17 protein-coding genes are annotated in these 22932 nt (G+C 65.2%); 12 read left to right on the forward strand and 5 right to left on the reverse strand.

The window, feature by feature from the left end; all coding sequences use genetic code 11:
* Positions 1 to 164 precede the first annotated feature (164 nt).
* The 6 genes from RFN30_RS13380 (at position 165) to RFN30_RS13405 (ending at position 5797) form a co-directional block, all read left to right on the forward strand.
* Entirely contained in the window at positions 165 to 1232 is a 1068-nt protein-coding gene (locus RFN30_RS13380) for an ABC transporter substrate-binding protein (RefSeq protein ID WP_320262556.1), read from the forward strand.
* Between the two features lie 161 nt (positions 1233 to 1393).
* Complete coding sequence (locus RFN30_RS13385) at positions 1394 to 2209, forward strand: ATP-binding cassette domain-containing protein (protein WP_320262557.1); 816 nt, start codon at positions 1394 to 1396, stop codon at positions 2207 to 2209.
* Positions 2206 to 3453 (forward strand): sugar ABC transporter permease, encoded by a 1248-nt coding sequence (locus RFN30_RS13390; protein ID WP_320262558.1) that lies wholly within the window; start codon positions 2206 to 2208, stop codon positions 3451 to 3453. The genes RFN30_RS13385 and RFN30_RS13390 overlap by 4 nt, the downstream gene beginning before the upstream one ends.
* A 22-nt stretch (positions 3454 to 3475) precedes the next feature.
* Positions 3476 to 4204, forward strand: a complete 729-nt coding sequence (locus tag RFN30_RS13395; RefSeq protein WP_320262559.1) for an SDR family oxidoreductase — start codon at positions 3476 to 3478, stop codon at positions 4202 to 4204.
* A gap of 35 nt (positions 4205 to 4239) precedes the next feature.
* Positions 4240 to 4998 carry an SDR family NAD(P)-dependent oxidoreductase gene (locus RFN30_RS13400; RefSeq protein WP_320262560.1) on the forward strand — a complete coding sequence of 253 codons (759 nt, stop codon included), beginning with the start codon at positions 4240 to 4242 and terminating at the stop codon, positions 4996 to 4998.
* Between the two features lie 28 nt (positions 4999 to 5026).
* Positions 5027 to 5797 carry an L-iditol 2-dehydrogenase gene (locus RFN30_RS13405; protein ID WP_320262561.1) on the forward strand — a complete coding sequence of 257 codons (771 nt, stop codon included), beginning with the start codon at positions 5027 to 5029 and terminating at the stop codon, positions 5795 to 5797.
* Positions 5798 to 5858: 61 nt separating this feature from the next.
* Here the strand turns inward: RFN30_RS13405 and RFN30_RS13410 are convergent, their stop codons facing one another.
* The 5 genes from RFN30_RS13410 to RFN30_RS13430 form a co-directional block, all read right to left on the reverse strand.
* The gene (locus tag RFN30_RS13410) at positions 5859 to 7256 is read right to left on the reverse strand and encodes a hypothetical protein (RefSeq protein WP_320262562.1); all 1398 of its coding nucleotides are present in this window, start codon (positions 7254 to 7256) and stop codon (positions 5859 to 5861) included.
* Complete coding sequence (locus tag RFN30_RS13415) at positions 7253 to 10123, reverse strand: peroxidase family protein (protein ID WP_320262813.1); 2871 nt, start codon at positions 10121 to 10123, stop codon at positions 7253 to 7255. Before RFN30_RS13415 ends, RFN30_RS13410 begins: the two co-directional genes overlap by 4 nt.
* A 20-nt stretch (positions 10124 to 10143) precedes the next feature.
* The gene (locus RFN30_RS13420) at positions 10144 to 11853 is read right to left on the reverse strand and encodes a thiamine pyrophosphate-binding protein (protein ID WP_320262564.1); all 1710 of its coding nucleotides are present in this window, start codon (positions 11851 to 11853) and stop codon (positions 10144 to 10146) included.
* Between the two features lie 281 nt (positions 11854 to 12134).
* On the reverse strand, positions 12135 to 13379 hold the full coding sequence (locus RFN30_RS13425) for an NAD(P)/FAD-dependent oxidoreductase (protein WP_320262565.1): 1245 nt from the start codon (positions 13377 to 13379) through the stop codon (positions 12135 to 12137).
* Between the two features lie 8 nt (positions 13380 to 13387).
* Complete coding sequence (locus RFN30_RS13430) at positions 13388 to 14776, reverse strand: aminotransferase-like domain-containing protein (protein ID WP_320262566.1); 1389 nt, start codon at positions 14774 to 14776, stop codon at positions 13388 to 13390.
* A 301-nt stretch (positions 14777 to 15077) separates the two neighbouring features.
* Between RFN30_RS13430 and RFN30_RS13435 the strand changes: the two genes are divergently transcribed.
* The 6 genes from RFN30_RS13435 (at position 15078) to RFN30_RS13460 (ending at position 22764) form a co-directional block, all read left to right on the forward strand.
* Positions 15078 to 16226 carry an ABC transporter ATP-binding protein gene (locus RFN30_RS13435; protein ID WP_320262567.1) on the forward strand — a complete coding sequence of 383 codons (1149 nt, stop codon included), beginning with the start codon at positions 15078 to 15080 and terminating at the stop codon, positions 16224 to 16226.
* Position 16227: 1 nt separating this feature from the next.
* Positions 16228 to 17280, forward strand: a complete 1053-nt coding sequence (locus tag RFN30_RS13440) for an ABC transporter substrate-binding protein (protein ID WP_320262568.1) — start codon at positions 16228 to 16230, stop codon at positions 17278 to 17280.
* An 18-nt stretch (positions 17281 to 17298) separates the two neighbouring features.
* Entirely contained in the window at positions 17299 to 18582 is a 1284-nt protein-coding gene (locus tag RFN30_RS13445) for an ABC transporter permease (protein WP_320262569.1), read from the forward strand.
* A 2-nt stretch (positions 18583 to 18584) separates the two neighbouring features.
* A complete protein-coding gene (locus tag RFN30_RS13450; RefSeq protein ID WP_320262570.1) occupies positions 18585 to 19403 on the forward strand; it encodes an ABC transporter permease in 819 nt (272 codons plus the stop codon).
* Positions 19404 to 19500: 97 nt separating this feature from the next.
* Positions 19501 to 20559: a glycosyltransferase family 4 protein gene (locus RFN30_RS13455; protein ID WP_320262571.1), complete on the forward strand. Its 1059-nt coding sequence runs from the start codon at positions 19501 to 19503 to the stop codon at positions 20557 to 20559.
* A gap of 42 nt (positions 20560 to 20601) precedes the next feature.
* Positions 20602 to 22764 carry an amylo-alpha-1,6-glucosidase gene (locus tag RFN30_RS13460; RefSeq protein ID WP_320262572.1) on the forward strand — a complete coding sequence of 721 codons (2163 nt, stop codon included), beginning with the start codon at positions 20602 to 20604 and terminating at the stop codon, positions 22762 to 22764.
* Positions 22765 to 22932 lie beyond the last annotated feature (168 nt).

Raw genomic sequence — 22932 nt, forward strand, 5'->3', positions numbered from 1 at the left:
AGCGAACCAGCGACGGATGAGTATTACCTCGTGTCGTGCCAGCGGGAGGAAGCCGTGAGGCTGCTGCACGAGTTCGCTAGACTTCCGATCGGGCAGCGCGAGCAGGCATCCGCGGTCCAGTGTCGGGGTCCGTTACACCAAACAACGGGAATGGAGAAGACCTGATGTCCAGATACATGTCCAGATTGACTGCGGCCGCTTTGGCCGTTTCGGGCCTCGCACTCGGCGCGACCTTTGCCAATGCGCAGGATATTGCCGGTTCCACCGTCGCTTTCCTGATGCCCGACCAGGGCTCGACGCGTTACGAAGAGCATGACCACCCTGGCTTCGTCGCCGAAATGAAGAAGCTCTGCGACAGCTGCAAGGTGCTCTACCTCAACGCCGACGCCGACGTCACCAAGCAGCAGCAGCAGTTCAACTCGGTCATCACCCAGGGCGCCAAGGTGGTCGTGCTCGACCCGGTCGACTCCGCGGCAGCGGCCTCGCTGGTGCACAACGCGCAGGCCCAGGGCGTCAAGGTCATCGCCTATGATCGCCCGATCCCCACGGCCAAAGCCGATTTCTACGTGTCGTTCGACAACAAGGCCATCGGCAAGGCGATCGCCGCCTCGCTGGTCGAGCATCTCAAGGCCAAGGGCGTGTCGAGCGACGGCGATGTCGGCGTGCTGCAGATCAACGGTTCTCCGACCGACGCGGCGGCGGGCCTGATCAAGGACGGTATCCATGAGGGACTCAAGACCGGCAGCTACAAGACGCTCGCCGAGTTCGACACGCCGAACTGGGCGCCGTCGAATGCCCAGCAATGGGCGGCGGGGCAGATCTCACGCTTCAGCAACAAGATCGTCGGCGTGGTCGCCGCCAATGACGGCACGGGCGGCGGCGCCATCGCGGCGTTCAAGGCGGCCGGCGTCGATCCGGTGCCGACGGTGACGGGCAACGACGCCACGATCGCCGCCTTGCAGCTCATCATTGCCGGCGACCAGTACAATACTATTTCCAAGCCGAGCGAAATCGTCGCCGCGGCCGCGGCGAAAGTCGCGGTGCAGCTTCTGAAGGGCGAGACTCCGAAAGCCGAGACGACGCTTTACGACACGCCCTCGCAGCTCTTCGTGCCGGCGGTGGTGACGCAGGAGAACCTCAAGGCCGAGATCATCGACAAGAAGATCCAGACCGCTGCCCAGCTCTGCACCGACCGCTACGCCGAAGGCTGCAAGAAGCTCGGCATTGAATAAGGAGCAATGCCGCCCTGGCGGCATCGTCTCTACTGGCGATGCGGCCATCCGCATCGCCAGCGATATACTCGGCGCGTCGCCTAGGCGACAGCCGGGCATGTCCGGCCGCTACCTCCTGGCGGCCGGACATATCGACCGGAACGCGGGAAGAGAGACAGGTCATGGCAATACCCGACGCATCGTCCACGACAAGCCGGCCGCCAGTGCTCAGCCTGCGCGGCATCTCGAAGAATTTCGGCGCCGTGTCGGCGCTTACCGATGTCGATCTCGACATCAACGCCGGAGAGATCGTTGCGCTTGTCGGCGACAACGGCGCCGGCAAGTCGACGCTGGTGAAGATCCTTGCCGGCGCGCACATGCCGAGTTCGGGCTCGATCACCTTCGATGGCCAGCCGGTGACGCTCGCCAATCCCGCCGCGGCGCTGAAGCTCGGCATCGCCACCGTCTTCCAGGATCTGGCGCTCTGCGAAAACCTCGACGTCGTGGCCAATATCTTCCTCGGCCGCGAGCTCCATCCGCTTCGGCTCGACGACGTCTCGATGGAGGTGCGCGCCTGGACGCTGCTCAACGAGCTTTCGGCGCGCATTCCCAGCGTGCGCGAGCCGGTGGCATCGCTGTCGGGTGGGCAGCGGCAGACGGTCGCGATCGCCCGCTCGCTGCTGATGGAGCCCAGGGTCATTCTCCTCGACGAGCCGACAGCGGCGCTCGGCGTCGCGCAGACGGCGGAGGTTCTGAACCTCATCGAGCGTGTGCGGGATCGCGGGCTGGGTGTCGTCATGATCAGCCACAACATGGAGGACGTGCGCGCCGTCGCCGACCGCATCGTGGTGCTGAGGCTTGGGCGCAACAACGGCATCTTCCTGCCCGGCGCGTCCAACCAGGAACTGGTGACCGCGATAACCGGCGCCGACGACAATGCGGTCTCGCGGCGCGGCAGGCGCGCCGCCGAGGCGAAGGCTGAGGGAGAACGGCCATGACGACGGCTTCCGATCGCGGCGCGCTGCTCGATCGCAGCGACGAGCGCCTGAAGGAGCGCAGCGGCGCGAAGGGCGCTATCAAGGGCTTTCTCGACCGCGTCCGCTCCGGCGATCTCGGCTCGCTGCCTGTGGTCGTCGGACTGGTGCTGATCTGCACGATCTTCCAGACGCTCAACCCGGTGTTCCTGTCGCCGAACAACCTGGTCAACCTTTTGTTCGACTGCTCGACGGTCGGCATCATCTCGCTCGGCATCGTGTGCGTCTTGATGGTCGGCGAGATCGACCTGTCCGTTGGCTCCGTCAGCGGCCTGTCCTCGGCGCTGCTCGGCGTGCTTTGGGTGCAGTGGGGCTGGCCGGTCGCGCTTGCCATCCTCGCGGCCATGGCGGTCGGGTTCGTGACCGGCTGCGTCTATGCGCTGCTGCTCAACCGGCTCGGCATGCCGAGCTTCGTGTCGACGCTTTCGGGCCTGCTCGCCTTCCTCGGGCTGCAGCTCTACATCCTCGGCCCGACCGGCTCGATCAATCTGCCCTACGATTCACCGCTGGTGAATTTCGGCCAGCTCCTGGTGATGCCGCATTGGGTGTCGTACACGCTGGCGGTGGTGCCCGGCGTGCTCGCTTTGCTGCTCGGCTACCGCAAGGCGCAGCGCCGCCAGGCCGCCGGATTGTCGTCGCGCTCGTTCGGCGGGCTCCTGCTGCAGGCCGTCGCGATCACGGTCGCGCTCGAACTGGTGGCTTACTACCTCAACCTGTCGCGCGGCGTGCCCTGGATGTTCGCGCTGTTCGTCGGCCTGGTCGTGGCGATGAACTATGCGCTGAAGCGAACCCAATGGGGCCGCTCGATGACCGCAGTCGGCGGCAACCGCGAGGCGGCGCGCCGCGCCGGCATCAATGTGCGCCTGATCTATGCAAGCGCCTTCGCGCTCTGCGCCACGCTTGCTGCCACCGGCGGCCTGCTCTCGGCAGCGCGCCTGGCAACCGCCAGCCAGCAGGCCGGCACCGGCGACGTCAACCTCAACGCCATCGCGGCGGCCGTCATCGGCGGTACCAGCCTGTTCGGCGGCCGCGGCAGCGCCTATTCGGCGCTGCTCGGCATCATCGTCATCCAGTCCATCGCAAGCGGCCTGACGCTGCTCGATCTGTCATCCTCGCTCCGGTACATGATCACCGGCTGCGTGCTGGCGATCGCGGTCATCGTCGATTCTCTCGCCCGCCGCTCGCGTGTCTCACACGGCCGCGCCTGACGGCTCATCGAAGAGGATCGCAATGTCTGAAAGTCTCTCCGGCAAGGTTGCCGCAATCACCGGTGCTGCCTCCGGTATCGGGCTGGAATGCGCCCGCGCCATGCTCGCCGCCGGGGCCAAGGTCGTCCTGGTCGATCGGGCAGAGGACCGGCTGCAGGCGCTCGTCGCCGAACTAGGCGACAATGCTTCAGCGGTGGTCACCGACCTGCTCGACCCGGCGAGCGTCGACCGCATGATGCCTGAGATCCTGGAAAAGGCGGGCAAGCTCGACATCTTCCATGCCAATGCCGGCGCCTATGTCGGCGGCGAGGTGGCATCCGGTGATCCCGACCAATGGGACAAGATGCTCAACCTCAACATAAACGCCGTCTTCCGCACGGTGCATGCCGTGCTGCCGCACATGATCGAGAGGAAGAGCGGCGATATTATCGTCACCAGTTCCGTGGCCGGCTTCGTTCCCGTTGTGTGGGAGCCGATCTACACCGCCTCGAAATTCGCCGTGCAGGCCTTCGTGCACACGCTTCGCCGCCAGGTGCTGAAGCACGGCATCCGCGTCGGCGCGGTCGCTCCCGGTCCGGTGGTGACGGCGCTGTTGAGCGACTGGCCGAAGGCCAAGATGGAAGAAGCGTTGGCCGCCGGCAGCCTGATGGAGGCGAAGGAGGTGGCCGACGCCGTGCTCTTCATGCTGACGCGGCCGCGCAACATCACGATCCGCGACCTCGTCATCCTGCCGCAGAGCGTCGACATCTGAGCCATCCGTTCAACCCGCACGATGGAACCGCAATCATGATCCTCGACCGCTTCCGGCTGGACGACAAGGTTGCGCTGGTGACCGGCGGCACGCGCGGCATCGGTCTCGCCATTGCCAAGGCGCTCGGCGAAGCCGGCGCGCGCGTCGTCGTCGCGGGCCGGACCATGAAGGACGACGCGCGACAGGCGCTTTCGGGCACCGCCTTCGATTTCCTCGCGGCGGAGATGCTCGACGAAAAGACGCCTGACAGGCTGGTCGCGGACACGCTCGCCAAGGCCGGCCGGCTCGACATCCTGGTCAACAGCGCCGGCATCGCCGTGCATGGCGACAGCGGCGACTATCCGGAGGATATCTGGCGGCAGACGATGGCGATCAATGTCGATGCCGTCTTCCGCTGCTGCAGGGCGGCGCTGGCGCCGATGCGACGCCAGGGCGGCGGCGCGATCCTCAATGTCGGTTCGATCTCCGGCATCGTCTCCAACGTTCCGCAGAATCAGGTCGCCTACAACAGCTCCAAGGCCGCGGTGCACATGATGACCAAGAGCCTGGCCAGCGAGGTCGCGGCCGAGAACATCCGCGTCAACGCCGTTGCGCCCGGCTATATCGAAACGGACCTTTCGCGCGGCGGCATCGAGAATCCGGAATGGTTCCCGATCTGGCGTGGCATGACGCCGATGGGCCGCGTCGGCCAGCCGGAAGAGGTTGCGGCGGCCGCGCTTTTCCTGTGCTCTCCTGCTTCGAGCTACGTGACCGGCGAGGTGCTGGTCATCGATGGCGGCTATACTACGCGCTGACACGGGCCGCTGAGACAGGAGAATTGCCATGAAGCTCAAGGACAAGGTCGCCGTCGTCACCGGCGGCGCGCAAGGCATCGGGGCGGCCATCGTGCGCGGCTTCGCCGATGAAGGCGCCCATGTCGTCATCGCCGACATGGCAGCAGACAAAGCGGAGGCGCTGGCGCGCGAGCTCGCCGGCAAGGCCACCGCCCTGCGGCTTGACGTCCGCGACCTCGCCTCGATCGAGGCGATGGTCGATGCGGTGACAAGGACGCATGGCGGCATCGACATCCTGGTCAACAACGCCGCCGTCTTCGACATGGGGCCGCTTCTGGAAATCTCCGAGAAGAGCTTCGATCTGCAATTCTCGGTCAATGTCAAAGGCCTGTTGTTCACGCTGCAGGCGGTGGCCAAGCGCATGGTCGCGCAAGGCCGCCGCGGCAAGATCATCAACATGGCCTCGCAGGCCGGACGGCGCGGCGAGGCGCTGGTCGCCGTCTATTGTGCGACCAAGGCCGCGGTGATCAGCATCACGCAATCGGCCGGACTGGCGCTCATCAAGCACGGCATCAACGTCAACGGCATCGCACCGGGCGTCGTCGACACGCCGATGTGGGATCAGGTCGACGCGCTGTTCGCGCGCTACGAGAACCTGCCGATTGGCGAGAAGAAACGGCAGGTCGGTCTAGCTGTTCCCGCAGGCCGTATGGGCGATCCCGACGACTATCGCGGCGCGGCCGTCTTCCTGGCGTCGAGCGATGCCGACTATGTCGTGGCGCAGACCCTCAATGTCGACGGCGGCAACTGGATGAGCTGATCGTCCAAAAGCGCGGTTACCCCAGCGACCGCCGGCGAGCGCGGTGGCGCGGCCATCCGGATCAGTGCCAGTCGCGCGCATGGTTGAGATGCGCGTCGGTCAGTCCGTTGCGGAAGAAGCGCTGGTAGTAGCCGACATCGACGTGATGAACCTGCAGCCAGATGCCGGGCACGTGGATGGCGTCGCAATGCGCCGGGAAACGGCCATGCGTCTTGAAGATGTAGGTGCAGATGTCGCGCACGCAGTCGATGACGTCCTGCGTGTAAACCGCCGCCTCGCTGAGATAGCGGTGGCCGTAGTCGCCCTTGTAGATTTCGGCAAAGAGCTGCTCGTCCGAGTAGAGGCCGCTCTTGCCGAACTTCTCCTCGACCACTTCGGCGACGGCGTCGGCCATCGTGTCGTAATAGGGCGGCGACATGCCCTTGATCAGATGCTCGCCCTTGAAGCGCAGGCCGATCGGGTTGCTGCGCAGGTTCGAGTATTTCGGCAGCGGAATGTGCCAGCGCAGCAGGTCCATAAGGCGCCAGCGCGGCACCGCCACGTCGAAGCCGAGCATGGCGCCGTAGGTCTTCGAGAATTTCGGATCGCCGAGCAGCACCGGCGGGCTGATCGAGCCGTGGATCCAGGCGCCGAGCCCCATGGCGTCGGCGACGAGGAAGATGTTCTGCAACAGCAGATCCGCCTCGATCTGCGTGCGCAGCGAGCCGATCGCGCCGAGCGGGATCTTCAGGTCCTTGTTGAGGAAGCCCTTCTTGACCCAGCGCTTGACGCCGGCCGAGCGATAGAAGTTACGGTCGTCGACGATGTGCGGCCGCGCGCCGTCGGGCTGGGTGAGCAGATACATCATGCCGTTGATGTACTGGCGCGACAGATCGACGACCGGCAGCAGGATGGTGGTGCCCGGCAGGTTGGACAGGAAGCGGTTGGAATCGAGATAGGCCGGAAAATCGCGCTGGCCTTCGGCGACGTCGAGCCGGCGATCGAGGATCCTTACCTTGGCTTCCCGCGCGCGCTCGATCAGCCGCTCGGGCGCGAAGGCGGTGTTGCCGTCGGCCGGCGGCGGCAGCTTGCGCAGGAAATAGGTGCCGCTGTCGTTGATCAGGAAGAAATGCGTGCCTTGCGCATTGTCGGGGCTGCCCGCGGTGCGGCCGGCCATGGTCAGGTTGGGCTTGGCCATCACCGGCTGTTTCGTCGCCGGATCCTCGAAGGGCCGGTCGGGCATGGTGAGGCCGGTGCAGCCGGTCATGGCGATCAGCACCGCCTCCTCGAGTTCCGACAGCGGCTCGCGCGGCTGGTCGGATTGATAACTCATGCTGCCGGCGAGCACCGAGCTGCCCTGACTGACGCGATGCGTGCGGCGGCGGAAGATCGTCTCGATCAGCGGCCGCTTCAAAAGGACGTCGAGCCCTGAGGCGAAGCCGCCGTTCACGGCCGAGGCGGGCTTGATCGGCGCCGTCATGGCTTCGCTCCCGCCATGGCCGGATCGGTGCTTGCGGGCACGATCGGCCGCCACGGTGCGAAAGCGCTCTGCGTCCTCGGCAGCACCGAGGCAAGGTCGGGGCAGTGGCGCAGGATGAGGCTGGTCATGCCGTTGTTGGCGATCCAGTCGATGCCGAAAGGCGAATAGATTTCCGGCCGGTAGTCGACAGTGAGGAAGCGGTCGCTCTGCAGCCGCCGCGACGCCATCAGGATGAAGATGCGGAAGGCGGTATCGCTGAAGCCGAAGCCTGCCGGCGCCGGCTCTGAAAGCAGGCCGACCACGGTATCGATCTTGTCGACATCGCCGTAGATCTGCTTGAGCAGCCGCGCGTCCTCGGGGCTCGCCGTGACCTCCTCGAAGCTCCTGATGCGCGGACGGTGCAGGCCGGCGCGAAAATCATTGTAGCGCGGCACGCCGCGCCGCCTGGTGCGCACGATGTCGACCACCGAGAGGTCGATGATCTCTTTGTCGCGCTCGAGCTTCAGCAGCGATCTTGGGAAGTTGTGCAGTGCGATCGCGCCGGGATGCGCGACGCCGAAGGAATAGAGCGTGTTGCGCAGGCCGAAGGAGCGCATGATGTCGTCTGCGTTGGCGCCCTGTATGTCGAGGAAGCCTTTCTCGGCGATCTTCTCACCGGACCGGTGGTGGTAGAAGCAATAGTCGTCCGGCAACAGCGGATGCATGCGGTAGACGGTGGTGAAATCCTCGGTCAGCGAATAGGGCGCGCTGTGGTGGTCCGGCATCGTCTTCGGGATGCCTGTCGATGCATGCTCGTCGAGCAGCCACAGACCGAATTTGGTCACCCAGTCATTGGCCGGCGGGCCGTTCCAGTTGCTGGACAAGCCGACCTCGATCGCCCGTGTGGCGAGGATCGCCGGCGTCCATTCCACGGTATGGATCTTTGCGATGAGCGCGGAGACGATGAGCCGCGCCGTCTGGTAGATGCGCTCGTCGTCCCAGTTCCTGTAGCGCGACCGCAATTCGTCGCAGAGCAGGTTGTGCTCGCGCGCGAACAGCGTGTGCATGGCGCTGAGACCGAGCCACCAGCTCTCGTTGAAGCCGGTGACCTCGAAGCCCTTGATATCGACCGGCAGGTGGTTGTCGACCAGCCTGATCTTGGCGCCTTCGCGCAGCATGTTCGCCTTGGTGCTGTTCGGACCATAGACTTCCGAACCGTCCCACCAGTGCGAAGCGGCATTGCTGAAATAGATCGGCGGCCAGCCGGGGCCGCGGTCCAGTTCCTGGTTGCCGGCAATGCGCATCACCTGTTCCGGCTTGCCGCCGACGGCGTTCGTCCACTTCATGCCGGAAGGCAGCGGCACGACGATGTCGTTTTTGCCGAGCGGATTGCGGGCGTGGTTCACCCAGTCATGCACCTGGAACTGGATCCAGGCGGCGGCGAGGATGTTGAGCGAGCGCGCCGGGATGAACGTCTCGCGGTGCAGTAGCTTTTCGGCGACCAAAACTGGGTTCGGCGTGTCGAACAGGTCGGGTGCGTAGGCCGGTTTCAGGTTGCGGCCGAAGCTGGCGCCGACCGCGCCCATCTTCGGCGCCGACAGGTCGTTGTAGGTGCCGTCATAGGTGCGCGTCTGCCGCACCTGCTCGGCGATCAGCGGTTGTGGCTGCGGCCGCGCTTCGGGCGGCGCCTCGACCACTTCCGTGTCGATCAGGTTCTTCTGCCTGAGCACGTAACGAAAGGCGTCGAGGTTGAGCAGGCTGAGGCGCAACGGCAGCTTGTGCCATTCGACGAAGCGATTGATGGCAACGAAGGACCGGCGCGCAATGGCGCCGAGCACGCGGTTGCGCAGCGGTGCTTCGGTGCGCCAGCGATAGGCGAGCCGATGCGCGGCGCTCGCGTCATAGACCACCTTGCGCGCCCGGTTGAGATTGCCGAGCGGACGGAATTCGTCCGTCGTGTTCCACGGGTTGAAGGCGAGCTCGTCGATCACCCTGGTGTTGGTGAAGGCCTCGGCGGTGCCGGCCGACGGCTGGGTGATGGTGAGCTCCGCCACCTTCACCGGCGGCGAAACGGTTTCGGTCCATTCGACCGCGGTGTCCTCGATCGGCGTCGAGCGCTCATCGATGAAGGGCTGGACGCACAGCTCGAAACGGATGTCGCCAGCCGCCAGCCGCGCGGCGAACTCGTTCGACAGATAGCTCGCATCCGTGTCCGACGGGTCGGGCGCGGGTGCGGCGCTCGGCACCGGCCGCAGCAGATAGCGCACGGCGAGCCTTTCGCCCCAACGTATGGCGCCGCGGCTCCAGAAGGTTTCCAGCGCGACGCTGCGCACCTTGCGATTGCGGCCCGTGGAGACGTTCCTCAGCATGCGGATCACTTCGGCCGGGCCGAAGCGGAAGGCGAGGCCGAGGAGGCCGACGATCTTGCCGATCGTGCCGCCGGCGGTCGCCTTGGCGAAGGCGACGAATTGTCTGGCATCGCGGGCGTGCGAGACCGGAAAATTGGTGGCTAAAAGATCGTGCTGCTCCTGGTCCGAAACCTTGATGCGCAGCGCCACGCCGCGCAGGTCGGGCTTGTAGTCGGCCTGGCCCGAGCCGTTCGCGTTGGAGAAGCGCACGATCGCCGGATAGGATTTTCCCGGCTGGGCGAAGCCGGCGCGGAAGTCGGCGGGAAGATCGTCATTGAAGCGCAGCGTCGCATCGATCGAGGCGAAGATCGGCTTGGCGTGGAAAGCGCGCTGGATGCCTGCCGCCTTGGAGCGCCGCCTGGTCTTCAGCTGGACATGCATCATGTCCTGCGCCAGTCGCTCGAACAGCAGGCGCTCGTCCTCCGCGGAGCCTTGAGGTGTTTCGCGCCAAATCGCTGTTGCCTGCCGGCCTGGTTGCATCAACACGACGTGCCTCCTCGTCAGTCCGAGCGGATGCGTTCCGCGATCATTTCGGCGACGCCCGCGACCACGCCCTCGGGCGAAGCGCTGTAATGCGGCAGCGCCAGGCGTGTTATGTGGGCGTCGATGATTGCAGGCTTGCCGAGCGCCAGCGCTTCCTCGAGCGCGGCTTCGAATTCTTCCTGAGTCTCGACGCGATAACCCTTTGCGCCACACGCCTCGGCGTAGGCGACGTAGTCGGGGTTGCCGAAATCGACCAGCCCGAATTCGTGATAGGCCTGCAGTTGATAGAGCTTGATCAGCTGGAACTCGGCGTTGTTGAAGACGATCCAGATCACCGGGATGTCGTACTGGACGGCGGTGAGCAGCTCGAAGCCCGAAAGCAGATAGCAGCCGTCGCCGCAGCCGACGATCACTGTACGCTCGGGATGGGCGAGCTTGACGCCGAGCGCTCCATTGACGTTGCCGGCCATCGGGCCGAAACCGCCGGGCTTGCGGAAATTCTGGCCCGGCGCGATCTGCAGATAGTAGCCGAGCCAGGCGAGATGCGCGCCGGCGTCGGCGAGGACGATGGCATTGTCGGGCAGGCGTTTCGACAGAGCCTGCGCCATCTGGCCGGGATGGATCTTGCCGGTGAGATGGAGGATGTGCTCGTCGCTGTAGTCGGTCGCCGTTCGGTCTGACGCGACGCTCGGCTCGAGCATGTCCGACATCTTGTTGAGCAGCGCGCCGATGGCCAGCCTAGCATCGCCGATGATGGCGCCGTCGGCCTTGTAGACCTTATCGATCTCGCCGATGTCGATGTTGATATGGAGGAGCTTGCGGTCGGCGAACAGGTCGTCGCGGAAGCCGAAGGTGGCGTGCTGGGCGAAGGAGTTGCCGACGGCAAGAACAAGGTCGGCATCGAGGAAGGCTTGCCACGCCGCGCTATGGCCGCTGTCGCAGAAGACGCCGACGCGCAAGGGGTGGCGCTCGGAAATGATGCCCTTGCCGTCGAGCGTGGTGGCGAAGGGTATCTGATAGCGCTCGACGAGCTGTTTCAGCTCGTGGCCGGCGCCGCTCTTCACCGCGCCGAAGCCGATGAGGGCCAGGACCTTCTTGCCCTTCTCCAGCGCCTCCACCAGCGTTTCGGCCACGTCCTGCACCCTTGCCGGGTCCGGTAGGACAGGCTTCACCTGAAGTTCGATCGGGCGGAAATTGTCGACCGAGACGCCGTGATCGGTGAGGTCTTCCGGCACATGGATATGGACGGGACCCGGCCTGCCTTCGAACGCGATGTTGACGGCTTCTTCCAGCACGTCGCAGGTTTTCGAGGCATCGGTGAGCAGGAAGGATTTCTTCGTCGTCGCGGCGAACATCGCTTGCGAATCCGGCGTGCGGCTCACGCCCGACGTCTCGTTCAGCGCGCCCTTGCCGGTCCATCTGCGCGAGGCGAAGCCAGAGATGGCAAGCACCGGATAGGAATCCGACATCGCGACCGCCAGGCCGGAGAACAGGTTGAAGGCGCCGGGACCGGCGGTGGCGAAGCAGACGCCGAGGCGGCCTGAGAACATGGCGTAGCCGCAGGCCATGAAGGATGCTGCCTGCTCATGGCGGGTGATCACCGGCCGGATCGACTTCGAATGCTTCAGCGCCAGCATCAGCCCGGCTGCATTCTCGCCGGCGCCGCCGAACGCGGCGCCGACGCCGATCCCCTCCAGACCTTTGACGATCGCCTCGTAGACCCGCATCCGCATCGCCCCCGATTGCGCTTCCGGCCTGCTTGATCGAAGGGGTCCGATGGCGCAGGGCGGAATGGGCAGAAATATTTACAAATGAAATCAATAGAGGCGGTAATTTCTGCTTCCTGCCGCCCGCTGACTGTGAAGCAGCTAACATTCACGGAAAATGGAGACGAAGCTCTCGGTAGAAATGCCAAGTATTTCCGCTCAAGGGGACTGCAGGCGCGCGAAAACATCGGCAAGGGCGGCGACACCGAGCACGGACGTTGGCTGCCGAACAGGGACCCGGGTCAGGAGAAACGCGCGGCGGCGAAATCCGCGGCCAATGGATTCGTGCGGCCAGCGACGAAGCCGACGATCCAACGGGCCGTCACAGCCGCCAGCGTCAGTCCGAGATGGCCATGGCCGAAAGCATAGATCACGTCCGGCGACTTTGCCGAGGGCCCGATGACCGGCCGTGAATCCGGCAGGGAGGGCCTGAAGCCCAACCATTGCGAGGAGGGCTTACCCGGATTTGGGAAGAATTGCCGCACGCCGCGATCGAGCAGCGCTAGGCGGCGCGGATTCGGCGGGGCAAGGAGTCCGCCGAGCTCAACAGTGCCGGCGACCCGCAGGCGGCCCGCCATCGGTGTCATGTAGAAGCCGAGGTCGACGGGACAGACCGGACGCGTCAGCAGAGGCGTCTCGGTCGGAAATTCAAGGTGATAGCCCCGCTCCGTTTCCAGCGGGATCCTGTCGCCGGCCTGTGCGGCGAGGGGACGCGAGAAGGCGCCGGCCGCGATCACGACCTTCCTGGCGGTGACGCCAAAGCCGGGACCGCTCAGCCAGACGCCGCCGCCTTTGGCTTCGAGGCCGGTAACCTTCGCCTGGCGCAGGACGGCACCGCGCGCCGCTGCCGCATCGAACAGCCGGCGCATCACGAGCGACGGATCGGTGACGTTCAACGAGTCCGGAAAATAGAGACCGCCACCGGCGACGGGCGGCAGTCCGGGCTCGAGCGCTGCAACTTCCTTGGGCGTCAGCACCTGCTGATGGACGCCGAAGCTGGCTCGCACGTCCCGGCTCGCAGCGGAGCCCGCGAGATCGGCCTGGCTGCGATAGAGATAGAGACAACCATTGCGTCGCAACAGGTCCGTGGCCTTGGCCTCGCACGCCATCTCTTCCCAGGCGGGCAGGGCGTCGGACAGCAGGCCGGCCAGGGCGGCCGCGTTGGCGCGGGTCGCCGCCGGCAGCGACTGGCGAACGAAACGTGTGAGCCAGGGCGCCAGCTGGAACAGTGCCGCCCAGCGCAGCGAGAATGGGCTGTCCGGGTCGAACAGAAGTTTCGGCAAGGCGCGTAGCACCGCCGGCGTGCCGACCGGCATGCAGGCATATTCGGCGAGCGTTCCGGCGTTGCCGAACGAGGCGCCGGAGCCGGGCTCGTTCGGATCGATGAGCATGACCTCGCGACCCTCGGCGGCCAGCCGTAAGGCCGTCGCCAGCCCGACCACGCCCGCGCCGACGACGGCAATCTCAACATTGTTGGAGGCGGACACTTTCGCTCCTAGACGAAACCGGGCAGTTGCAGATGGCCGGCCGACAGAAGCTCGGCCATGGCGGTGAGCGCCGTGCGCAGATCGTCCTGCGAGCGCGCGGCGCCGACATTGATGCGCACGCCGTGCTGGACCGGCTCGCGGCCGACGGCGAAGGCATCGCCCGGCAGCACGGCGACGCCGCGTTCCAGGCAGGTGCGGGCAAAGCCCGCGCCGCGCCACGGCTCGGGCAGGCGCAGCCAGGCATGGGTCGATGTCGGATGCGCCTGGATGTCGAAGCGGCCGAGGATCTCGCTCAGGATCGCTTGCCGCAAGCGCAGTTCCTGTTTCTGGATGTCGATGATGCGGGCGGCGGCGCCTTCCTCGATCAGTCTGGCGCCGATCAGCGCGGTCAGCGGGCTGATGCTCCAGCAGTTGATGCGCAGTGCTGCCGCGACCTGGCCGGCGATCACCCGCGGCGCAATCACGAAGCCGAGGCGCAAGCCGGGAGCCAGACATTTCGACAGGGCGCCGATATGCACCGTCAGCTCCGGCTCGAAGCTGGCGAAAGAGGGCGGCGGGTCGTCGGCCAGCGGGCGATAGACGTCGTCCTCGATGATCAGCACGTTGTGGCGCCTGGCGACCGCCGCCAGCTCGTGCCGGCGTTCCTCGCTCAGCGTGATCGTCGTCGGATTGTGCAGCGTCGGCACCAGGAAGACCGCGCGGGGACGCAACTGCGCGCAGGCGGCGTCGAAGGCGTCTGGGCGCATGCCGCCGCGATCCATGGCGACGCCCCTGAGATCCAGCCCGTGCACGCGGCAAAGTGCGTTGATGCCCTGATAGGTGACTTCGTCGGCAAGCACGACCTCGCCCTGCCTGGTCACCGCGCCAAGCACACCGTCCAGCCCGTGCTGGGCGCCGGCGGCAAGCACGACGCGGCCGGGGTCGCCGTCGCCGGCGACGGATTTCAGCCATTCGGCAACGGCCGCGCGGCCCCAGAGCGGTCCCTCAGGCGGGTGATAGTCCTGCAGCGCGGTATAGTGCTTGTCCTTCGGCAGGCGTGGCAGAAGTGCTGCGACGGCGTCGAGATAGGCCGACGTGGGCGGCCGGTTGACGGAGAGATCGATGATGCCGGTTTCGTCGCTCGGCGCCGAGACGAAGCCCGGCCGCTCGGCCTGTTCGCGGGCAGCGACCGTCGTGCCGCGCCCCGGCCGCGCCTCCAAAAGACCGCGCTCCTGCAGTGTCGAGAGGGCGCGCGTCACAGTGGTGACGTTGATGCCCAACGCGCGAGCGATCTCGCGCTGCGGCGGCAGCCTTTCGCCGACGGCGAGGCGGCCGGTGGCGATGCGCTCGGCGATCGCGTCGGCGAGACGGCGATAGACCGGATTTTCATCCTCGGTAAGGCGAAGATCTTGGAGCATGCGGACAGGATTCGGCTACGACGTTGCCTGCCTCTAGCATAAGACATTGTCCCGGACAACACCGATTGTGTGATCATACATCCGACGCGGGAGGCGTAAAATTATCACACAATCGTCGTAAAAACACACTTGACGACCAAAGTTGTATGCATCTATGGTCGAATTCAGGTCAATTGTGTGAGCATACAAGTTTGGATGGCCGGCCGAGCGCTGGCTGATTCCGACGGGATGGAGACATGCATCACAAGCCGAACATTATTTTGGTCTGCTGCCTGTCCGGCGCCTTTCGGGATTGCGCACGATGAGCGCCGGTCAGGCCGCTCTGTCGGCATCACCGGCGTCCGCCGCCGGTCCCGGCTTCGTCGAGTTCGCCGAGGTCGAGAAGTCCTATGACGGGCGGACATTCGCGGTGACGCGGATGAACCTCAGCGTCGCACGCGGCGAATTCCTGACTTTGCTCGGGCCTTCCGGCTCCGGCAAGACGACGACGCTCAACATGCTTGCCGGCTTCGAGAGGCCGACGCACGGAACGATCACGCTGGAAGGGCAGGCGGTCGACAGGCTGCCGCCATACCAGCGCAACATCGGCATGGTGTTCCAGAACTATGCGCTGTTCCCGCATATGAGCGTCGCCGACAATGTCGGCTTCCCGCTTTCGGTGCGGCAAGTCAGCAAAGCCGACATCGCAGCCCGGGTGGCGCGCGCGCTCGACATGGTGCGGCTGAAGCAGTTCAGCGACCGCCGGCCGGCACAGCTTTCCGGTGGCCAACAGCAGCGTGTGGCGCTGGCGCGCGCCTTGGTGTTCGAACCGCGCCTGGTCCTCATGGACGAACCGCTCGGCGCGCTCGACAAGAAACTGCGCGAGCACATGCAGCTCGAGATCAAGCAGATCCACACCATGCTCGGCGTCACCATCGTCTATGTGACGCACGACCAGAGCGAGGCGCTGACCATGTCGGACCGCGTCGCTGTCTTCAACAATGGGGGGATCGCCCAGCTCGGCTCACCGGACGATCTCTACAACACGCCGCAAAGCTCCTTCGTGGCGAGCTTCATCGGCGAGAACAACACGCTGGAAGGCGTGGTCGACCGCGTGTCGGGACAGGAATGCCGGGTCCGACTGAACGGCGGCGGCGAGATCACGGCTTTGGCCGTCGGCGTCACCCAGGGTTCTGCCTGCCATGTCGCGGTGCGGCCCGAGCGGCTTAGCCTGTCGGCAGCCAATGGCGGCAATTCGCTGCCGGCCACGGTCGATGGGCGGATCTATCTCGGGGATCACCTGCGCCTGCTGGCCAGGCTCGCCAACGACCAGGTGCTGACCGTCAAGGTCGGCCCCGAAGCAACGATGGCAAACGGCGAGACAGTGACTGTCTTCTGCGCGGCCAATGATTGCCGCGCCTTTCCGGCCGATGCCGGAACGGGTGGCGCCATTCCAAAACAGGGGAAATGACATGAAACATGTGAGGAAGAATTTGCTCGCGCTTGCGGCCGCCACCGCCTGCATGACTATCGGTCACGCGGCTTTCGCCGACGAGCTCTCCATCATGGCGAGCGGCGGCGCCTGGCAGGACGCGCAGCGCAAGGCCTGGTTCGAGCCGTTCAGCGAGGACACCGGCGTCAAGATCCTCGAGCAGGAATATCTCGGCGACCTCGGCAAGGTGAAGGCCATGGTCGATACCGGCAACGTGCCGATCGATCTGGTGACGGTTGAGACCGCGACCGTGCTGCAGGGCTGCGACGCAGGCATCCTCGAGCGGCTCGACTATTCCAAGATCGGTCCGCGCGACAAGTTCATCCAAGGCTCGGCGCTCGATTGCGGTGTCGGACTCGATGCTTACGGCGACATCCTCGCCTATGATCCGACTGTTCTGAAAGAGGCGCCAACCTCGGTGCTCGACCTCTTCGACACGACGAAGTTCCCGGGCAAGCGCGCCATGCGCAAATTCCCGGCGCAAAATCTCGAATGGGCGCTGATGGCCGACGGCGTAGCGCCAGCCGACGTCTACAAAGTGCTCGCCACGCCGGAAGGCGTCGACCGCGCCTTCAAGAAGCTCGACACGATCAAGAAGGACATTGTCTGGTGGGATGCCGGCGCGCAGCCGGCGCAGCTTCTCGCCTCCAAGGAAGTGGTGATGACCACCGCCTGGAACGGTCGCATCCAGAATGCGATCGATAATGACGGCAAGCCATTCAAGATCGTCTGGAACAACCAGATCCTGGAATACGACATGATCGCCATTCCGAAAGGCGCCAAGAGCCCGGACCTTGCCTACAAATATCTCGCCTATATCAGCGAGCCGAAGAACAACGCCAAGCTCGCCAGCTACATCACCTACGGGCCGGTGCGCACCGACGCAGCGTCCTTCGTCGCGGCCGACGCGCTGCCGAAGCTGCCCAACGCTCCGGACCATCTGAGCGGCGCCTACCTCGTCGCCGACACCGAGTTCTGGGGCGACTATGGCGAGGATCTCGTCAAGCGCTTCAACGCCTGGCTTGCTCAGTAGGCGGTCCGGGAAGCGACGATGTCGGCGCTCCAGCCCAGCGACCTCGACCGGCCCGCGCTGGCCCGCGGCCGGTCAGCGGCCGCCGACGCGGATCTGAAGTCCGTGTCGGCGGCGCTCCGCCGCGCCGAATTCGGCGACCGGCTGCGCTCGCTGGCGCTGGCGGCGCCACTGCTTCTGCTTCTGGCGCTGAGCTTCGGCATTCCGATCGTGCTGCTTCTGTCCCGCGCCGTCTATGATCCGACAATCGCGGATGCCTTGCCCAGGACGACCGCGGCCCTGGTTGACTGGAACGGCCAGGGCCTGCCCGGCGACGCTGCGCTGACGGCGCTTGCTGCGGACCTTAGTGACAATCAGGCCAAGGGCACGGCTTACGAACTCGCCAAGAGCATCAACGCCCGGCTGCCGGGCGCGCGCAGCCAGGTGCTGAAGACCGTGCGCAAGCTGGAAAACGCCGGTGGCCAGCCGCCGCTCGACGTGATGAAATCGGTGCCATTCTGGACCGCGCCCGGCACGTGGCCGGCGATCGCCAGCGGCGCGCACAAGCTGACCTCCTTCTATCTGCTCAGCGCGCTCGACCTGCGCTGGAACGCCGATGGCGGCATCGAGCGGGTGCCGCCGGAGCAGGCGATCTTCCTGCAGGTGTTCATGCGCACCTTCCTCGTCGCGGCCTCGGTGACGCTTGCAACGCTGCTGCTCGGCTTTCCGCTCGCCTATCTCATTTCCAGCGTGCCGAAGGGGCTGGCGGCCATCCTGATCGTCGCCGTGCTTTTGCCATTCTGGACATCGATCCTGGTGCGCACCGCCGCCTGGACGGTGCTTCTGCAGAAATTCGGCCTGGTCAATGACCTGTTGCTTTGGCTTGGCGTCACCAGCGACCGGCTCGACCTGATGTACAGCCGCATGGGACTGATCATCGCCATGACGCATATCCAGCTGCCGTTCACGCTGCTGCCGATCTACAGCGTCATGCGCACCATCCAACCCTCGCAAATGAAGGCGGCGTATTCGCTGGGAGCAAAACCCTTCACCGCCTTCCGGCGCGTCTATCTTCCGCAGGTGTTCCCCGGCGTGATGGCCGGATGCCTGCTCACCTTCATCCTTTGCCTCGGCTACTACATCACGCCGGCGCTGATCGGCGGCGCCAGCGACCAACTGATCAGCAACTTTATCGCCAACTACGTCAATGTCGAATTGAACTGGGAGATGGCGGCGGCGCTCTCCTTCATCCTGCTCGTCTTCACGCTGGCGCTGTTCGGCATCTTCGCCCGTATCCTTGGCTTTGACCGCCTGAAGCTGGTGTAGCCATGCTCCTTTCTCCTTACCCAACTGTCGGTGAACGCATCCGCATCACGCTGCTGTGGATCTGGTGCGGGCTGGTCATCCTCTTCCTGCTGGTGCCGATCCTCATCCCGGTGCCGCTCTCCTTCAACAGCGGCGCCTTCTTCATCTTCCCGCTGGAGGGGATATCGACGCGCTGGTACGAGGTTGTGCTCGGCACGCAGCGCTGGCAATCGGCGATCGGCAACAGCCTGATCGTCGCCTTCGGCACGACTTTCATTGCAACCGTGCTCGGCACGCTGACGGCGATCGCGCTTTCCGACGAGAAATTCCCGGGGCGACGCATCGTCATGCCGCTGCTTCTGTCGCCGCTGATAGTGCCGGTGGTGATAACGGCCGTCGGCTCGTATCTCTTCTACGCGCGGATCGGACTTGCCAGCACCTATGCCGGCATCATTTTGGCGCATACGGCTTTGGCCAGCCCGTTCGTCGTGGTGACGGTAGCCGCGAGCCTCACCGGCTTCGACCGCAACCTGATGCGCGCCGCCGCGATCTCCGGCGCGAGGCCGTTGACGGCCTTCTTCCGGGTGATGCTGCCGCTGATCCTGCCCGGCGTGCTTTCGGGCGCCGCCTTCGCCTTCGTCACCTCTTTCGATGAAGTGGTGGTGGTGCAGTTCCTCGCCAGCGCCAGCCAGCGCACCATGCCGCTCGAAATGTTCATCGGCCTGCGCGAGAAGCTCAGCCCTGCCATCACCGCGGCGGCAACTCTGATGATGGCGCTCTCCATCCTGCTGTTGCTGGTCGCGAATATTCTTTCGCGACGCGGCCGGAAGGCCTCCGTCTAGCCGGCGGCCTCCGTGCCCAACCTGTCGCTTGCAGCCGATTGAGAGGAACGATCTCGCGGCTGATGCATTTTGCTTCCCTCAACAGTTGAGGGAACCCATGCGCATCGCCCATGTCGCGCCGCTCTATGAATCCGTCCCCCCGAGATTTTATGGCGGCACGGAGCGGATCGTCTTCTATCTCACCGAAGCGCTGGTGGAACTGGGGCACGACGTGACGCTGTTCGCGAGCGGCGACAGCGAGACCTCGGCGCGGCTGGTGCCGGGGCGCGACCAGGCGATCCGCCTCGACCCGCGGCCGAAGAAATCGGAGATCGCGGCGCATCTGGCGATGCTCTGCGATGTGCGCGAACGGGCCGGCGATTTCGACGTCATCCATTTCCATCTCAGCCATTTCGTGCATTTTCCGTTCTTCGAGCACATGGCGGAACGGACGGTGACGACGCCGCATGGCAGGCTCGATTATGTCGATCTTGCGCCGGCCTACAGGCGCTTTCCGCGCTTTCCGATGATCTCCATCTCGCACAGCCAGAAGCGGGGACTGCCCGACGCCAATTGGCTGGCGACGATCCACCATGGGATCCCGGTCGATGCCTATCCGCTGACCTATGAGAAGCCGGCCGGAGAGCCCTATCTGGCCTTTCTCGGACGGCTTTCGCGCGACAAGCGGCCGGACCGCGCGATCGAGATCGCGCGGCTTTCGGGATTGAAGCTGAAGCTGGCGGCCAAGATCGGCGACGACGACCGCGCCTATTTTCACGACCAGATCGAGGCGCTCATCGACGGCGATCGCGTCGACTATGTCGGCGAGATCGCGGAAGACGAGAAGGCCGAGTTTCTCGGCAACGCCGCGGGTCTGCTGTTTCCCATCGACTGGCCGGAGCCGTTCGGCCTGGCTCCCATCGAGGCCATGGCCTGCGGCACGCCGGTGATCGCCTGGAACTGCGGCGCCTTGCCGGAGATCATCGACCAGGGCGTGACCGGTTTCGTCGTCGACACGGTCGAAGACGCGGCCGCTGCGATGCCGGCGCTTCTCGAACTTGATCGACGGCAGGTGAGGGCGGTCTTCGAAAAGCGGTTTTCGGTCACCAGGATGGCGCGCGACTACCTTGCCGCCTATATGCGTCTGATCGGTGCTCATGCGGTCAAGGCTTCGTGAATTGTGTGCCTTAGGGGGGCGTAGCTAGCGAAGAGGTTTTGAATGATGGAACTCGACGAGCGCAAGCTCGATCCCGCCGTGGCCCTTGCCTCGCTGGACGAAACGGCGCCACGGGAACCACATCGGTTGTTCGCGCTCAAGCAGGGCGACTGTTTTGTCGTCGCGGACGCCTATGGCGAAATCAGGGGCGCCGGCGACGGCTTCTTCCGTGACGACACCCGCGTCCTTTCCGAATTCCGCCTGACCGTCGGCGGCAGGCAGATGTCGCTGCTCGGTGCCTCGCTCAGCCAGGATAATGTGCTGTTCACCAGCAACCTGACCAACCTGCCGATTCAGAGCGCCGCCGGCCGTGACATTCCGCAAGGCGCAATCCATATCGAGCGCGTCAGACTGATCTGGCAGGACAGGCTGTTCGAACGGATCACGCTTTCCAACTACAGCCGCGAGCACTCCACCATTGCCGTGTCGCTGCATTTCGCTGCCGACTTCCGCGACATGTTCGAGGTGCGCGGGTCGACGCGGCCAAGGCGCGGAACGGTCCATGTCGCCAGAACCGACAAGGCTTCGGTGCTGCTCGGCTATGACGGCCTCGACGGCTTGCCGCGCCTGTCGGCCATCTCCTTCTCGCAAGCTCCCGACCAGCTGCACGACAATCGCGCCGACTTCCTGATCGCGGTCACCAAGCGCAGCAGCAAGGTGCTGTATGTCGAGGTCGGTCCCGAGATCGCCGACACGCCCGGGCGCGACCGTTTCCGCGCCGCCGCCGCCCGCGCGCGTTTCGGCATGCGCGCCAAGCGCCGGCATGGCGCCACCGTGCGCAGTTCCGGCCGCGTCTTCAACGACTGGGTCGAGCGCGCCCGCGCCGATGTCGCCCTGCTCACGACCGAGCTCGCGACCGGGCCCTATCCCTATGCCGGCATCCCCTGGTTCTCGACGGCCTTCGGCCGCGACGGCGTGATCTCGGGCCTGCAGATGCTGTGGCTCAATCCCGGCCTGGCGCGCGGCGTGCTGGCCTTTCTCGCCGAGCACCAGGCGACCGAGACCTCGCCTTTCATCGATTCCCAGCCGGGCAAGATCATGCACGAGACGCGCAAGGGCGAGATGGCGGCGCTGCGCGAGCTTCCCTTCGGCCGCTATTATGGCGGCGTCGACACGACCCCACTCTACATTCATCTCGCCTGCGCCTATGCCGACCGCACCGGCGACATGGCTTTCATCGACAAGCTCTGGCCATCGCTCAAGGCGGCCGCCGAATGGACGGAAGAGGCAAGCCGGGCAACGGGTTTCGTCACTTACCAGCGCGCGGCCGAGTCCGGCCTCGCCAACCAGGGCTGGAAGGACAGCATCGACTCGGTCTTCCATGCCGACGGACGTATTCCCAAAGGGCCGATCGCCCTGGTCGAGGTGCAGGGCTATGTCTTTGCCGCCTACCGGGGGCTAGCAGCGCTGGCGCGCCGCCGCGGCGAGTATGCCGAGGCCGAGCATTGGGAAAACCGCGCCGAAGAAATGCGGGTCGCCGTCGAACGCGATTTCTGGATAGACGATCTCAACTTCTACGCCCTGGCCATCGACGGCGAGGGCAAACCCTGCGAGGTCCGTACTTCCAACGCCGGTCACCTCCTCTATGTCGGACTGCCGCAGCCGGAGCGCGCAAAGATGGTCGCCGACCAACTGCTCTCGGCCTCTTTCCATTCCGGCTGGGGGTTGAGGACGCTCGCCGACGACGCGGTGTTCTTCAACCCGATGTCATACCACAACGGCTCGATCTGGCCGCATGACACCGCGCTTTGCGGCGTCGGCCTGGCGCGCTACGGCGAACGCGACAGCGTGGTGCGGCTGATGAGCGGCACTTTCGAGTCGGCCGTGCACTTCAACATGCGGCTACCGGAGTTGTTCTGCGGCTTCATCCGGGCGCCGGGCGAGGCGCCGATCGCCTATCCTGTCGCCTGCCTGCCGCAGGCCTGGTCGGCAGGTTCCACCTTCATGCTGATGCAAGCCTGCCTCGGCCTGGAAATCGATGGCTGGGAGGGCGAATTGCACATTACGCGCCCAAGGCTGCCGGCCGGCATCGACACACTCACGCTCCGGCATCTGACCGTCGGCGACAAATCCATCGACCTGACCTTCCAGCGGGTCGGCGACCGGGTCGTCGCCTTCCTTGCCGACCGGCATGAGGGCATGGTGCCGCTCATCGTACGAACCTGAGGCGCGTCGCGGCGCAACGGACTTAGGCGACGCGCTTCGAATTTTGTTTCTGTGCATGTCGTTCTCCCAGACCGCTGCGCGCTTGGGCAACATGCATTGGAACAAAGTAGTGCAACTCCGTGTCCCGCAATCGAAAAATGTCGGAACCGATGCCTGCCTTATGCGTTG

The organism is Mesorhizobium dulcispinae (assembly GCF_033977345.1).
In the GTDB taxonomy this organism is placed as follows: Bacteria; Pseudomonadota; Alphaproteobacteria; order Rhizobiales; family Rhizobiaceae; genus Mesorhizobium; species Mesorhizobium dulcispinae.

What these genes read in the sequence shown, in the direction of transcription:
- RFN30_RS13420 (WP_320262564.1), bottom strand. Translation starts at nt 11,853, where the DNA reads ATGCGGGTCTACGAGGCGATCGTCAAAGGTCTGGAGGGGATCGGCGTC.
- RFN30_RS13390 (WP_320262558.1), top strand. Translation starts at nt 2,206, where the DNA reads ATGACGACGGCTTCCGATCGCGGCGCGCTGCTCGATCGCAGCGACGAG.
- RFN30_RS13405 (WP_320262561.1), top strand. Translation starts at nt 5,027, where the DNA reads ATGAAGCTCAAGGACAAGGTCGCCGTCGTCACCGGCGGCGCGCAAGGC.
- RFN30_RS13395 (WP_320262559.1), top strand. Translation starts at nt 3,476, where the DNA reads ATGTCTGAAAGTCTCTCCGGCAAGGTTGCCGCAATCACCGGTGCTGCC.
- RFN30_RS13415 (WP_320262813.1), bottom strand. Translation starts at nt 10,123, where the DNA reads ATGCAACCAGGCCGGCAGGCAACAGCGATTTGGCGCGAAACACCTCAA.
- RFN30_RS13400 (WP_320262560.1), top strand. Translation starts at nt 4,240, where the DNA reads ATGATCCTCGACCGCTTCCGGCTGGACGACAAGGTTGCGCTGGTGACC.
- RFN30_RS13430 (WP_320262566.1), bottom strand. Translation starts at nt 14,776, where the DNA reads ATGCTCCAAGATCTTCGCCTTACCGAGGATGAAAATCCGGTCTATCGC.
- RFN30_RS13440 (WP_320262568.1), top strand. Translation starts at nt 16,228, where the DNA reads ATGAAACATGTGAGGAAGAATTTGCTCGCGCTTGCGGCCGCCACCGCC.
- RFN30_RS13445 (WP_320262569.1), top strand. Translation starts at nt 17,299, where the DNA reads ATGTCGGCGCTCCAGCCCAGCGACCTCGACCGGCCCGCGCTGGCCCGC.
- RFN30_RS13410 (WP_320262562.1), bottom strand. Translation starts at nt 7,256, where the DNA reads ATGACGGCGCCGATCAAGCCCGCCTCGGCCGTGAACGGCGGCTTCGCC.
- RFN30_RS13460 (WP_320262572.1), top strand. Translation starts at nt 20,602, where the DNA reads ATGATGGAACTCGACGAGCGCAAGCTCGATCCCGCCGTGGCCCTTGCC.
- RFN30_RS13455 (WP_320262571.1), top strand. Translation starts at nt 19,501, where the DNA reads ATGCGCATCGCCCATGTCGCGCCGCTCTATGAATCCGTCCCCCCGAGA.
- RFN30_RS13385 (WP_320262557.1), top strand. Translation starts at nt 1,394, where the DNA reads ATGGCAATACCCGACGCATCGTCCACGACAAGCCGGCCGCCAGTGCTC.
- RFN30_RS13450 (WP_320262570.1), top strand. Translation starts at nt 18,585, where the DNA reads ATGCTCCTTTCTCCTTACCCAACTGTCGGTGAACGCATCCGCATCACG.
- RFN30_RS13435 (WP_320262567.1), top strand. Translation starts at nt 15,078, where the DNA reads ATGAGCGCCGGTCAGGCCGCTCTGTCGGCATCACCGGCGTCCGCCGCC.
- RFN30_RS13380 (WP_320262556.1), top strand. Translation starts at nt 165, where the DNA reads ATGTCCAGATACATGTCCAGATTGACTGCGGCCGCTTTGGCCGTTTCG.